A 14,194-nucleotide genomic window follows, 5' to 3' on the forward strand; every position below is an offset into this window, starting at 1 on the left:
AACCTCAGAATGACCAGCCCAGCAGGCTGCGTTTGTGGCCGGTGTCTATCTTGGTGATGGCGCTCAGGCCGGCGCGCAGGGTGGGCCCGGAGGTCATCTCGTCCAGCTTGATGCGCACCGCGACTCGCTGGGCGATCTTGACCCAGTTGCCGGTGGCATTCTGGGCCGGGATCACCGAGAACTCGGAGCCGGTGGCCGGGCTCAGGCTCTCCACCACCCCGTGCCAATGGGCATCCGGGTAGGTATCCAGGCTGATCTCCACCTCCTGCCCCGGCTGTACATGGGTCAGCTCGGTTTCGGTGAAGTTCGCCTCTATCCAGGGGCTGTCAGTCTCCACCAACATCATGGCGGTCATGCCGACGATGCTGTACTGGCCCGGCTTGGGCAGCTGGCTGGCGATGCCGTTGGCGGGGGCGTAGATCTTGGTGCGGGCGAGATCCAGCTTGGCCTTGGCGAGCTCGGCGGCGGCTTCCTGATAGGCGGGCTGCTGCTCCACCGGCAGGTTGACGTCCCCGTTCAGGGAGGCCTCTATCTTCTTGAGCCCCTCCTCCAGCGCCACCTGCTGCTGGGCAGTCTGTATGGTGAGCTGGCGGGCATCGTCATAGTTGGCGGTGGAGGTGAAATGCTTGGCCACCAGATCCGCCTGACGGTGCTCCTCTTTCAGGGCATAGGCGTGGCGGGTGCGGGCCACGTCGATCTCCGCCTGCTGACCGCGATAGCTGGTCTGCAGTGCCACCAGATCGGTACGCACCTTGGCGAGCTCCGCCTCGGCCTTGGTTACCGCCACCAGGAAGGTCTCGGGATCCAGCTCGAACATCAGCTGACCGGCCTTGACCTGCTCGTTCTCATTCACATAGACCTTGGCCACCCGGCCCAGCACCTCTGTACTGATGGGCACCTTGTCCGCCTTCACATAGGCGTTGTCGGTCTCGACATAGCGGCCACCCAGCATGTAGATGGCACCTATGCCCAGCAGGGCCAGGGCCGGTACCACCACCAGCAGAAGCAGACGGGTCCGGCGGCGGCTCGTCACCGGTGTTTGGGGAGGGGAAGATTCGGCATTCATAGAAACACTCCACATTCAATGCTGATAAAGATGGGATCAATACTTCGAGAGATTGTCGCGCAGGGTCTTGAGGGCGTCGCAGAGGGCGCTGGTGCCCTCCTCCCCCAGCTCACCGATGGCGTGCTGATGCACCACAGCGGAGGCCTGCTTGATCTTCTCGAGATAGGGTTCGGCCCCCTCGGTCAGGAACAGCTGATGGGCACGCCTGTCGTTGGGGTCGTTGCGCCGCTCCACCAGGCCGTTGTCGGCCATCTGATCGAGCTGGCGCGCCAGCGTGATGGGCTGGACGTCCAACCGCTCGGCGAGATCCACCTGGCGTATGCCCTCGCTGCGGGCGATATGGACCAGGACGCGAGCCTGGGCCAGGGTCAGACAACTGCCCTCCAGCTGCTGCTGGAACTGGCGGCGCATCAGGCGCTGCACGTCGCCGATCAGGAATCCCAGGGTATCCGGTTGTTTGTACATGATAGCCAACCTATATAATAAGCTTTGCTTATTATATGCAAAATACAGGTTTATGCAAACTGGCCTCGGCCGTCGTTTATGGCCATGCTAGGGAACCAGCATCCAATCGGCAGGAGAAATGTCATGAATATCAGGATGGAACGGGACAGCCTCGGGGAGATCGCCGTGCCGGCGGACAGGCTCTGGGGCGCCCAGACCCAGCGCTCATTGCATCACTTCAACATCTCCGGGGAGCGGCAACCCCAGGAGATCATCTATGCCCTCGCCCGCATCAAGTCTGCCTGCGCCCGGGTCAACCACGATCTCGGGCTGCTCGCCGCCCGCAAGGCCCAGGCCATCATGGCGGCGGCGGACGAGATCCTGTGCGGCCAGCACCAGGCCGAGTTCCCGCTGATGGTGTGGCAGACCGGCTCCGGAACCCAGACCAACATGAATCTCAACGAGGTGCTGGCGAACCGAGCGAGCGAGCTGCTCGGCGGCGCCCGGGGGGAGGATCGCCTGATCCACCCCAACGACGAGGTCAACAAGAGCCAGTCCAGCAACGACGTCTTCCCGAGCGCCATGAACCTGGCCGCCGCCACCGCCATCACGGGCCAGCTGCTGCCGGCGCTCATCGCCCTCAAGGAGACCCTGGCGAGCAAGGCCGCCGCCTTCGACGACATCGTCAAGATAGGCCGCACCCACCTGCAGGATGCGACCCCCCTCACCCTGGGCCAGGAGTTCTCCGGCTGGGTCGCCCAGTTGGAGCAGGGGGAACGCCACCTGCGCGCCGCCCTGCCCCATCTGTATGAGCTGGCACTCGGCGGCACCGCGGTCGGTACCGGCCTGAACTGCCCCCCCGGCTTCGCCGAGGCGGTGGCCAGGACCCTGGCCGAGCAGACCGGCCTGCCGCTGGTGAGCGCCCCCAACAAGTTCGAGGCGCTGGCGGCGAGCGATGCCCAGGTCCATGCCCACGGCGCCCTCAAAACTCTGGCGGCATCGCTCATGAAGATCGCCAACGACGTGCGCTGGCTCGCGAGCGGCCCGCGCAGCGGGCTTGGCGAATTGCTCATCCCCGAGAACGAGCCCGGCTCCTCCATCATGCCGGGCAAGGTCAATCCGACCCAGAGCGAGGCGCTCACCATGCTGTGCGCCCAGGTGATGGGCAACGACGTTGCCATCAACATCGGCGGCGCCAGCGGCAACTTCGAGCTGAACGTGTTCAGACCCATGATCGCCCACAACTTCCTGCAGAGCGTGCGGCTGCTGGCGGATGGCATGAAGAGCTTCAACGAGCACTGCGCCATCGGCATCAGCCCGAACCGGGACCGCATCGACGAGCTGCTCTCCCGCTCCCTGATGCTGGTGACGGCGCTCAACCCCCACATCGGCTACGACAAGGCGGCCGAGATAGCCAAGCATGCCCACCACCAGGGGCTCAGCCTGCGGGATGCGGCCATCGCCTCCGGCCACCTCACGGCGCAGCAGTTCGATGCCTGGGTGGTGCCCGCCGATATGGTGGGCCGCAAGCAATAAGGCATCAATCCACAGAAATAAAAAGGGCGCCATGGCGCCCTTTTTCATTGCAAGGCCGCTATCAGGTCTTGCTCTGGCAGTTGAACATCCAGTGGGTACCGAACTTGTCCACCAGTGAGCCGAAGTAGTCCCCCCAGAACATCTCCTGCAGCGCCATCTCCACCTTGCCTCCCGCTCCCAGGGCCGCGAACAGCCGGTCTGTCTCCCCCCGGCTGTCCGGCTCCAGGTTGAGGTAGCTGTTGTTGCCCTGCACCAGGGTGAAGCCCATGCTGGCGGGGGCATCCGTCCCCATCAACACGTGACCGCCGAGGATGGCGAGCTCCACGTGCATCACCAGCTCCCCGTCCGCCTCGGACAGGGCCGGCTGGCCCGGGCAGCCGGGGGAGTCCTTGAAGCGATGGATGGGACCGTTGAAGTCGCCGCCAAACACCTCGCGATAGAACAAAAACGCCGCCTCCGTCTCCCGGGCAAAGTTGAGATAGGTACTGACACGCGCCATGGCTTTCTCCTTGTCATCGATGGCTGGCCCCTTGGCCAGCTATCAGCATAGAAGAGCCGTGCTTCGCCAGGACACGGCCTGACAAGGCCATACGAAACCCACAAGAGGCGGTTGTACTCGCCCCCTCAGAGCGCATGGCGGCCCCCCCACAAAAAAGAGTCACCCACCATGCCATGGGTTGCACCCCACCCCGGAGATAAGGTGTATTTCCCAAGCCACTAATATTTCTATGAAAACAGATGAGGTGCCACATTTAGGTCGCACTCTCGAGCGTCAACGGACAGGGATAAATTCAGCAATGTAGCCGGCACATTAAAATTTCTTACTTGAAGGTTGCACCTGGTTGCACCATCATCGTCAAAATTTAACCGTTCGGTAATATTGTTACCTTCTAGACACAGGAAGTCCCATGGCCACCACCACCCTTGGCGTTAAACTCGACGAAGCGACCCGCGACCGGCTCAAGCAGGCCGCCCAGACCCTGGATCGCACCCCCCACTGGCTGATCAAGCAGGCGATCTTCACCTACCTGGAGCAGCTGGATCGCGGCCTGACCCCGCCAGAGCAGTCCGGGCTGGCCGCCGCTGCAGGGGAAGAGCCGCTGGAGGCGCTGACCGAGCAGGGTATCCAGGTCTTCCTCGAGTTCGCCGAGAGCATCTTGCCGCAGTCCGTGCTGCGCGCCGCCATTACCTCCGCCTATCGCCGCCCCGAGACCGAGGCCGTGCCCATGCTGCTGGAGCAGGCGCGCCTGCCCAAAGACAAGGCCGAGGCGACCCAGAAGCTCGCCATGAGCATCGCCGAGAAGCTGCGCAACCAGAAGGGTGCCAGCGGCCGCCAGGGTCTGGTGCAGGGGCTGCTGCAGGAGTTCTCCCTCTCCTCCCAGGAAGGGGTGGCCCTGATGTGTCTGGCGGAAGCGCTGCTGCGCATCCCGGACAAGGCGACCCGCGACGCTCTCATCCGCGACAAGATAAGCGGCGGTAACTGGAGCCAGCATCTGGGCAACAGCACCTCCCTGTTCGTCAACGCCGCCTCTTGGGGCCTGCTCATCACCGGCAAGCTGGTGGCCACCCATAACGAGGCGGGTCTGAACAGCTCCCTCAAGGGGCTGATCGGCAAGGGCGGCGAGCCGCTGATCCGCAAGGGCGTCGACATGGCCATGCGGCTGATGGGTGAGCAGTTCGTCACCGGCGAGACCATCGCCGAGGCGCTGGCGAACGCCGGCGCCATGGAGACCAAGGGCTTCCGTTACTCCTACGACATGCTGGGGGAAGCGGCCCTGACCGAGGAGGACGCCAAGCGCTATCTGGCCTCCTACGAGCAGGCCATCCACGCCATCGGCAAGGCCTCCCACGGCCGCGGCATCTACGAGGGCCCGGGCATCTCCATCAAGCTCTCCGCCCTGCACCCGCGCTACAGCCGCGCCCAGTATGATCGGGTGATGGAGGAGCTCTACCCCACATTGCTCTCCCTGACTCAGCTCGCCAAGCAGTACGACATCGGCATCAACATCGACGCCGAAGAGGCCGATCGCCTGGAGATCTCGCTCGACCTATTGGAAAAGCTCTGCTTCGACCCGTCCCTCGCCGACTGGAATGGCATCGGCTTCGTCATCCAGGCCTATCAGAAGCGCTGCCCCTATGCCATCGACTACGTCATCGACCTGGCCAAGCGCAGCCGTCACCGCCTGATGATCCGGCTGGTGAAGGGCGCCTACTGGGACAGCGAGATCAAGCGCGCCCAGCAGGATGGCCTGGAAGGCTACCCCGTCTATACCCGCAAGCCCTATACCGACCTCTCCTATCTGGCCTGCGCCCGCAAGCTGTTGGCGGTGCCTGAGGCCATCTATCCCCAGTTCGCCACCCACAACGCGCACTCCCTGTCGGCCATCTATCAACTCGCCGGTCAGAACTACTACCCGGGCCAGTACGAGTTCCAGTGCCTGCACGGCATGGGTGAGCCGCTGTACGAACAGGTGGTCGGCAAGGTCGCCGACGGCAAGCTCGGCCGCCCCTGCCGCATCTATGCGCCGGTCGGCAGCCACGAGACCCTGCTCGCCTACCTGGTGCGCCGCCTGCTGGAGAACGGGGCCAACACCTCCTTCGTCAACCGCATCGCGGACAACAACATCTCCCTGGCGGACCTAGTGCAGGATCCGGTGCAGCAGATCGAGCAGATGGCCGCTCGCGAAGGCACCCTGGGTCTGTCGCACCCGCGCATCCCCCTGCCGCGGGAGCTGTACGGCGAGGCGCGCCCGAACTCCGAAGGGCTGGATCTCGCGAACGAACACCGTTTGGGGTCCCTCTCCGCCGCCCTGCTCGCCAGCACCAATACCCGCTATCAGGCCGTGCCCATGCTGGGCGCTGATGTACCGGCGTCGACCGAGTTTCAGAACGTGGTCAACCCGGCGGATCACCGCGACCTGGTCGGTCAGGTGAGCGAAGCCACCCCTGAGCTGGTCGACAGCGCGCTGACCTGCGCCCTCGCCAGTGGCCAGATCTGGCAGTCCACCCCACCCGCCGAGCGCGCCGCCGTGCTGGAGCGCGCCGCCGATCTGATGGAATCCGAGCTGCAGCCCCTGATGGGCCTGCTGGTGCGCGAGTCCGGCAAGACCTTCAGCAACGCCATCGCCGAGGTGCGCGAGGCGGTGGATTTCCTGCGTTACTACGCCGCCCAGGCGCGCAACCACTTCGCCAACGACAGCCACAGGCCGCTCGGCCCCGTGGTCTGCATCAGCCCCTGGAACTTCCCGCTCGCCATCTTCAGCGGCCAGGTGTGCGCGGCCCTCGCCGCCGGCAATACGGTGCTGGCGAAACCCGCCGAGCAGACCCCGCTCATCGCAGCGCAAGCGGTACGCATCCTGCTGGAAGCCGGTGTGCCCGCTGGCGCGGTGCAACTGCTGCCGGGCCGCGGTGAAACCGTGGGCGCGGCGCTGATTGCCGACGAACGGGTGCGCGGCGTCATGTTCACCGGCTCCACCGAGGTGGCGGGCATCATCTCCCGCAACCTGGCCGGTCGCCTCGATGCCCAGGGCCGCACCATACCCCTCATCGCCGAGACCGGCGGTCAGAACGCCATGATCGTCGACTCCTCCGCCCTGACCGAACAGGTGGTGATGGACGTCATCTCCTCCGCGTTCGACAGCGCCGGCCAGCGCTGCTCCGCCCTGCGGGTGCTGTGCGTGCAGGACGACGTGGCGGATCGGGTGATCCGCATGCTCAAGGGGGCCATGGCCGAATACAAGGTCGGGAGCCCCGAGCATCTCTCCACCGATATCGGTCCCGTGATCGACGCCGAGGCCAAGGGCAACATCGAGCAGCACATCAAGGCCATGACCAACAAGGGTCGCAAGGTGCATCAGATCGCCCGGGCGCAAGGTGCCGATTACAGCCGCGGCACCTTCGTGCTGCCGACGCTTATCGAGCTCGACAGCCTGGATGAGCTCGGCCGCGAGGTGTTCGGCCCCGTGCTGCACCTGGTGCGCTACCCGCGCGCCAAGCTCGGCGAGCTGCTGACTCAGATCAATGACAGCGGCTACGGCCTGACCCTGGGTGTGCACACCCGGATCGACGAGACCATAGCCCAGGTGGTCAACACCGCCAAGGTCGGCAACCTCTACGTGAACCGCAACATCGTCGGGGCCGTGGTCGGGGTGCAACCCTTCGGTGGTGAGGGCCTCTCCGGCACCGGCCCCAAGGCGGGTGGCCCGCTCTACATGTACCGCCTGCTGGCGACCCGCCCGCAGGATGCGGTGGCCAACCAGTTGCGCCAGGAATCCGGTGCAACCCAGCGCGGCGAGGCGAGTAAGCCGGCCCTGCAGGCGCTGCGCAACTGGGCAGCCAAGCAGGAGAAAGCTCTGGTGACCCTGTGCGACCAGTATGCCGAGCTGGCCCAGAGTGGCCTGACCCAGGTGCTGGTCGGTCCCACCGGTGAGCGCAACACCTACAGCCTGCTGCCCAGGGAGCGGGTACTCTGTCTGGCCGAGGATAAGGCGGATCTGCTGGCCCAGCTGGCGGCCTGTCTCGCGGTCGGAACCGAAGTACTGTGGCAGGACAATGCCCAGAACCGTACCCTGCAATCCGGCCTGCCGGCCGAGGTGCGGGGCCGCATCCAGCTGGTAGCGGACTGGGCCAACGGCGACACCGCCTTCGATGCCCTGCTGCACCACGGTGACTCGGATCAGCTGAGCGAGGTAAGCAAGCTCGCCGCCGCCCGCCCTGGCGCCATCGTCGGGGTGCACGGCCTGCACCGCGGCGAGACCGACATCCCGCTGGAGCGCCTGCTGATCGAGCACGCACTCTCGGTCAACACAGCCGCCGCCGGCGGCAACGCCAGCTTGATGACGATCGGTTAATCACTGCTCCGACAGAGACAAAAGCCCCGCTGACGCGGGGCTTTTTCATATCCACACCACAAACACCAGAGCATAAAAAAGGCCGCCCCGATAAGGGCGGCCTTTTTGTTTCTCCTTCCCCCTCGCGGGAGAAGGGCTGGGGATGAGGGGGAGTTAAACGTACTCCATAAACACACGAGACGTCAGCTTGGTGATCAGCTCGTAGGGGATAGTGCCAATCTCCTCGGCCACCCGCTCCACCGGCAGGCCCTCACCCCAGAGCACGGCCTCGTCACCGGCCTTGTCGGTGGCCCCCGGGCCGAGATCCACAGTCGTCATGTCCATGGAGACGCGGCCCACCAGGGGCACTATGCGGCCGTTGACCAGCACGGAGGTACCGTTGGGCGCCATGCGTGGGTAGCCGTCGCCGTAGCCGATGGCGATGACCCCGAGCCGGGTATCGCGCTCCGACACCCAGTTCGCGCCATAACCCACCGGCTCGCCGGCCTTGTGATCCCGCACCGCAATCAGCTGGGTCTTGAGGGTCATCACGGGTTTCAGGTCATAATCCGCCGCCACGGTCCCCGGGAAGGGGGAGACGCCATACAGGATCACGCCGGGGCGCACCCAGTCGCAGTGGGAATCCGGCCAGGCCAGGATGCCTGCCGAGTTCGCCATGGCGCGCTCACCCTTGAGGGGGGCGGTCAATCGGCTGAACAGGTCGATCTGCTCGCGGGTGGTGGCCTGCTCCAGCTCATCGGAGCGGCTGAAGTGGGTCATGATGTTGAACGGCTGCACCACGTTCTTGCACTTGCCGAGGCGTTCGATAAAGGCGGGCATCTCGTCGGCCCGTACCCCGAGCCGGTGCATGCCGGTGTCGAGCTTGAGCCAGGCCACCACGGGGGCCGGCAGTTCGGCCTGCTCCAGGGCCTCGAGCTGCTCCCAGGTGTGCACGGCTGTCTGCAGGTTGTTGGCCGCCAGCACGGGCAAGTCTGCACTCGAGAAAAAGCCCTCCAGCAGCACTATGGGCTTGACCACGGCGCAGGAGCGCAGCATCAGCGCCTCCTCGATGCGGGCCACCGCGTAGGCGTCCGCATCCACCAGGGTGCGGGCGACCGGCAACAGGCCGTGGCCATAGGCGTTGGCCTTGACCACGGCGATGATCTTGCAGGAGGGGGCGTGGCGTTTGACCACGGCGAGGTTGTGGCGCAGGGCCGCTGTATCGATTTGGGCTATAGCCGCTTTCATCTGTTTTCCCTTACGAGGGCATGTGGCGCGCGGCGCCAGGCACAGAGGTGCCAGCCCTTAATAGTCATCGTCTAAGGCCGGACCGGCAGAATTGTCGAACCGGGAAAACTGTGTCTTGTCATCGGGGTGCGATGCGCTCCCGTCTAATAATCGTCGTCAAAGGCCGGGCCGGCGTAGTTGTCGAACCGGGAGAACTGGCCCTGGAAGGTGAGCCGCACCCGACCTATGGGGCCGTTACGCTGCTTGCCGATGATGATCTCGGCGATGCCCTTGTCGGGGCTGTCGTCGTGATACACCTCGTCGCGGTAGATAAACATGATCAAGTCCGCATCCTGCTCGATGGAGCCGGATTCACGAAGATCCGAGTTGACCGGGCGCTTGTCGGCCCGCTGTTCCAGGCTTCGGTTCAGCTGGGAGAGCGCCACCACGGGGCACTGCAGCTCTTTCGCCAGGGCCTTGAGGGAGCGGGAGATTTCACCGATCTCCAGGGTCCGGTTGTCGGAGAGAGCCGGTACCCGCATCAGCTGCAGGTAGTCGATCATGATCATGGACAGCCCCCCGTGCTCACGGGCGATGCGCCGGGCGCGGGAGCGCACGTCGGTCGGGGTCAGGCCGGAGGCGTCGTCGATGTACATCTTGCCCTTCTCGAGCAGGAGCCCCATGGTGGAGGAGAGCCGCGCCCAATCCTCGTCGTCGAGCTGGCCGGTCCGCACCTTGGTCTGATCGATGCGCCCGACCGAGGCGAGCATACGCATGATGATCTGCTCCGAGGGCATCTCGAGGGAGAAGATCAGCACCGGCTTGTCGGCGGTGAGCGCCGCGTGCTCGCACAGGTTCATGGCAAAGGTCGTCTTGCCCATGGAGGGACGGGCCGCCACGATAATCAAGTCCGAGCGCTGCAGGCCGGCTGTCATCTTGTCCAAATCCCCGTAACCGCTGGAGACCCCGGTCACCCCGTTGTGGGGAGTCTTGAACAGCTCCTCAATCTTGTCGACCGTCTGCTCCAGGATGAGGTTCAGGGGCTGGGGGCCCTCGTTCGCGCTGGAGCGCTGCTCGGCAATCTGGAACACCTTGCTCTCGGCGAGATCCAGCAGATCCCCCGAGGTGCGCCCCTGGGGCTCGTAGCCCGCCTCGACGATCTCGTTGGCGACCGAGATCATCTCCCGCACCACGGCCCGCTCCCGCACTATCTCGGCGTAGGCGTTGATGTTGGCGGCGCTCGGGGTGTTCTTCGCGATCTCCACCAGGTAGGCGAAGCCACCGGACTCCTCCAGTTGCTCGGAGCGTTCCAGCTCCTCCTGCAGGGTGATGAGATCGATGGGGTTGCCCGCGTTGGAGAGGCGGGTCATGGCCTGGAAGATGAGGCGGTGGGGACGGCTGTAGAAATCCTTGTCGATCACCCGCTCGGCCACCCGATCCCAGGCCTCGTTGTCCAGCATCAGGCCGCCCAGTACGGACTGTTCGGCCTCAAAGGAGTGGGGGGGAACTTTCAGCTGTTGTGTCTTGGCGTCTTTTTTCGCCGTCACTTGCTCTGCCATACACATAAAAACCGCAGCGGGAAGGGGACGGGAATTTTACAAAAGAAACCCCGCCATCGCGAGCGCTAATGCGCGCCATTCAAAGAGCCCGGCTATCTTTCCCCTCCTCCGGGTCAAGCCATGGCGGATTATCATCACCCGTCGGGATGACTAATCGGGTTATCCCGTCACCGTCACAACACGATAAAGGGCCACACCAGGGTCTGATCCTGCCCCTTGGCTCTCGCCTTGTTGCGCAGTCTGCGTTCTTTGCGGCTCGGTCGTCTGTTTTTCATCCAGCTTCTCCTGTTGCCGTCCCGAGGGGGACAATTCGTTCATGAATAATTCATGCCAAACGTGTTAATCATAGTCGCAAGCTGCAACACAAAAAGGGACAGGCAGCCTGCCATGCGCCTCGCTGAGCTTGCACAAGCAGAGCATGCCCCCATCCACATGAGAGTGAAAAGAGTCAAAATGAAAAAGATGCTGACCCTGTTTGCCGTGATCCTGGCCATTGGCCTCGGGGCACCCATCGCCGAAGCCAAGAAGTTTGGCGGCGGCAAATCCTTTGGCAAGAGCTACAAGACGGCGCCGGCACAACCGGCTCCAGCCGCAGCCCCAGTAAACGGCAAGAACCCGACCCTGGCCGCGGCCCCCAAGAAGAGCGGCATGATGGGCGGCCTGCTGGGCGGTCTGCTGGCCGGCGGCCTGTTCGCCTACCTGCTGGGCAGCGGCGCCTTCGAAGGTCTGCAAGGCATGGACATGCTGCTGATCGCCCTGCTGGCCCTGGGTGGCGTCTTCCTGTTCCGCGCCCTGCGCAAGAGCAAGGCGGCGACGGCCCAGCCACAGGCCGCCTATGCGGGCTACCAGCCTCCCCAGGCCCCGCAGCAGTTTGAGCAGAGCCACAGCGCCCCGCAGGCGACCGGCTTCGCCGACAGCGACGTGCCCTTCCGTCTGCCCCCGGGCTTTGACATGAATGGCTTCCTGTCCGGCGCCCGCGATCACTATCGCACCCTGCAAGAGGCGTGGAACAAGAACGATCTGGAGAAGGTACGCGAGTACGTGAGCCCGGAACTATTCGAGAGCCTCAAGGCCGAGCGCGCCGAACTGACCGGCGAGCAGCATACCGAAGTGATGTATGTGGACACCCAGCTGGTCCGTGCCGACTACGGTAGCGACTGGGCCCAGGTCAGCGTGCGCTTCAGCGGCCGCTACATGGACCGCCAGGACAACGTCGAGGAGGACATCAAGGAGGTGTGGCACCTCGAGCGTGACCTCGCCAAGGACAATGCCCCTTGGCACATCGTCGGGATCGAGCAGCTGTAAGGCTCTCCCTTCAGGAAATATAAAAGGCGACCTCAGGGTCGCCTTTTCTATCTCGGTGCTCTGAATGCTATTGCACTGTGGCAATGACGCCCGGCCTGGTCACGCCCATTAATAACTACATCATCAATTTCATGAAGCACCATGAATGAAAGAGGCGACCAATAGGCCGCCTCTTTCATTTTTACTGTGCATTCTTCGTGATCAAATCAATCTTTCAACTACAACAGAGAACCTTGTAGAAAACTGATAGCATGACCCGATTAGGGCTTAAACAAGGTGGTAGTTTATTTACAACCCGTGGTCACTGCACTGTTAATGAAACTCACCTCACCCGCAGGTTCATAGTCAGCAGCATGAATATTCCCCTTGAGCTCCAAATATTCTTTCAGCACTCCCGCATCGACCAACCCAGCATTAATGGTATTGATAACCGGGTAACCATCGCCACCTGCAGCACTGAAGCTAGGAATAGAGAAGCTGTAGGCAGTATTGGGGTTAAATGCTTTGCCACCGACAGAGGTAATAGCGACGCTCTTAGCTTGGCAATCTACCTGCATATTAATGCCACCAAACTGGGGATAGCCACCATCACTGCCAGTCGCGGCCCTAGTCGCAAGTTTAGCCAGATAGACTTCCAATTCAGCGCCCGTCATCGTCGCCTTGTTGACAGTATTGCCAAACGGATGAACGGTCAGTACCGAACCATATGTGATAGTACCGGTATCAATTGATGCCCTAACGCCACCTGAGTTGACGATGCCGAAATCTGCCCCCAACTTTTCAGCCGTCGCTGTAGTAATGAGTCGACCCAAGTTAGTTTGCTTGCTGCGTACGTCCGCCTTATCGCCATTGAGACGACCATCGGTGCTGGCAATCTCGACTCCAAGCTCCTGCTGACCCTTCTCCTGATAAGGCAACAGTGTGTTGTAGAGTTCAGCATCTTTGGTGATGGCTTCCTGGAACAGCTGCATCTTGGTGATGTCTTTGGTCACATTACCTTGTGCATCAATGGCTTCATTCTTGGAATTACGCTTCACCAGATTGACTGGGATGAGTTCATAGCTGGTCAGGGTCAGCTTGCCATTCTGGTAGTCAAACTGGGCGCGCCCCACATACTTGCCCCACTCGTGGGCCTGCATGATCCAGGTGCCGTTCTGTTGATCCGGCAGACAGTCGTCCCCCGGCTTGAAACTGGCGTACTTGTTCGGGGTGCCCGGCTCCATGCAGACCGGGTTCTGGGAGTGACCCCCTATGATGGCGTCCAGGGTGCCGGCCGGCAGCGCACGAGCCATCTCCACATCACCGGGGGCATTGCTGCCGTGCAGTCCATTCTCGTAGTGGCCCATGTGGGTGATGGCGAAGACCAGGTTCGCTTCCTTGTTGCTGCGGATCTGCTGGCCCAGCTTGGCCGCCTCCGTGGTCGGATCCCGGAACTCCAGGGTCTTGACGTTGTTCGGATCCACCAGCTGGGCGGTGTCTTCCGTGGTCAGGCCCAGCACGGCAACCTTGAGGCCGTTGTCCAGCTTGAACACCTTGTAGGGGTCGAAGTAGTGCTTGCCGCTGGCCTTGTCATAGATGTTGGCAGACAGCATGGGGAACTTGGCCCACCCACGCTGTTTCTCGAGGACGCTCAAGGGGTTGTCGAACTCGTGGTTGCCCACGGCCATGGCATCGTAGCGAATGCTGTTCATGCCGATGAAATCGGGTTCGGCATCCTGCAGATCGGACTCAGGTACACCTGTATTCACGTCACCACCGGAGAGTACCAACACCTCGCTGCCCGCCGCCTTGGCCTCGGCACGCAGACGCTCGACCAGGGTCTTCTGGGCGGCCATACCATATTCACCCTCGGCGTTGTGCCAGAAACGGCCGTGGGTATCATTGGTGTGCAGGACAGTCAGTTTGCAGACATTTTCGGTACAGGGGGCGACACTTTCATTCTTGGAGGAATTGCAACCACTCAGAGCGGCCAGCACAGCCAGTGCGACACTTCCTTTGACTAATTTATAATTCATTTCCATATCACCTTGTTATTTTGTTATTGGACGACCCATGCCTTGGGTCGGGCGGTAATATAACAAACAACCTGTGACGGTTTTTCATCGGCGACTCACAAATTGCGCTAAATGTGATCCTTCGCGCAACCTGTTCTCCTGTCGAAATATCTCCCCGCGCTCTCACCCTATTCACCGCCATTTCACCGGGCCGGATGGCAGCCATGGCTGCAC

General features: G+C 62.7%; 9 protein-coding genes. 3 read left to right on the plus strand and 6 right to left on the minus strand.

Annotated elements, in window-relative coordinates:
• Window positions 1-4: 4 nt before the first annotated feature.
• Entirely contained in the window at window positions 5-1,066 is a 1,062-nt protein-coding gene (locus tag ACRCYW_RS12270) for an HlyD family secretion protein (RefSeq protein ID WP_438550362.1), read from the minus strand.
• Between the two features lie 36 nt (window positions 1,067-1,102).
• Window positions 1,103-1,531 (minus strand): MarR family winged helix-turn-helix transcriptional regulator, encoded by a 429-nt coding sequence (locus tag ACRCYW_RS12275; RefSeq protein ID WP_438550363.1) that lies wholly within the window; start codon window positions 1,529-1,531, stop codon window positions 1,103-1,105.
• Between the two features lie 123 nt (window positions 1,532-1,654).
• Here ACRCYW_RS12275 and fumC point away from each other — a divergent pair, with 123 nt between their 5' ends.
• A complete protein-coding gene (fumC, locus tag ACRCYW_RS12280; protein ID WP_438550364.1) occupies window positions 1,655-3,046 on the plus strand; it encodes a class II fumarate hydratase in 1,392 nt (463 codons plus the stop codon).
• A gap of 61 nt (window positions 3,047-3,107) precedes the next feature.
• Here fumC and ACRCYW_RS12285 read toward each other — a convergent pair whose 3' ends face one another.
• On the minus strand, window positions 3,108-3,545 hold the full coding sequence (locus tag ACRCYW_RS12285; RefSeq protein WP_438550365.1) for a VOC family protein: 438 nt from the start codon (window positions 3,543-3,545) through the stop codon (window positions 3,108-3,110).
• A gap of 409 nt (window positions 3,546-3,954) precedes the next feature.
• Here ACRCYW_RS12285 and putA point away from each other — a divergent pair, with 409 nt between their 5' ends.
• The gene (putA, locus tag ACRCYW_RS12290) at window positions 3,955-7,896 is read left to right on the plus strand and encodes a trifunctional transcriptional regulator/proline dehydrogenase/L-glutamate gamma-semialdehyde dehydrogenase (protein WP_438550366.1); all 3,942 of its coding nucleotides are present in this window, start codon (window positions 3,955-3,957) and stop codon (window positions 7,894-7,896) included.
• 153 nt (window positions 7,897-8,049) lie between these two features.
• Here the strand turns inward: putA and alr are convergent, their stop codons facing one another.
• Entirely contained in the window at window positions 8,050-9,123 is a 1,074-nt protein-coding gene (gene alr, locus ACRCYW_RS12295; RefSeq protein ID WP_438550367.1) for an alanine racemase, read from the minus strand.
• A gap of 143 nt (window positions 9,124-9,266) precedes the next feature.
• Window positions 9,267-10,661 (minus strand): replicative DNA helicase, encoded by a 1,395-nt coding sequence (gene dnaB, locus ACRCYW_RS12300; RefSeq protein ID WP_349921229.1) that lies wholly within the window; start codon window positions 10,659-10,661, stop codon window positions 9,267-9,269.
• 453 nt (window positions 10,662-11,114) lie between these two features.
• Between dnaB and ACRCYW_RS12305 the strand changes: the two genes are divergently transcribed.
• A complete protein-coding gene (locus ACRCYW_RS12305; RefSeq protein WP_438550368.1) occupies window positions 11,115-11,966 on the plus strand; it encodes a Tim44 domain-containing protein in 852 nt (283 codons plus the stop codon).
• A gap of 284 nt (window positions 11,967-12,250) precedes the next feature.
• Here the strand turns inward: ACRCYW_RS12305 and ushA are convergent, their stop codons facing one another.
• Window positions 12,251-13,981, minus strand: coding sequence for a bifunctional UDP-sugar hydrolase/5'-nucleotidase UshA (gene ushA, locus ACRCYW_RS12310; RefSeq protein WP_438550369.1), 1,731 nt, complete (start codon window positions 13,979-13,981; stop codon window positions 12,251-12,253).
• Between the last annotated feature and the right edge of the window lie 213 nt (window positions 13,982-14,194).

The organism is Aeromonas sp., assembly GCF_051657805.1.
Lineage (GTDB): Bacteria > Pseudomonadota > Gammaproteobacteria > Enterobacterales > Aeromonadaceae > Aeromonas.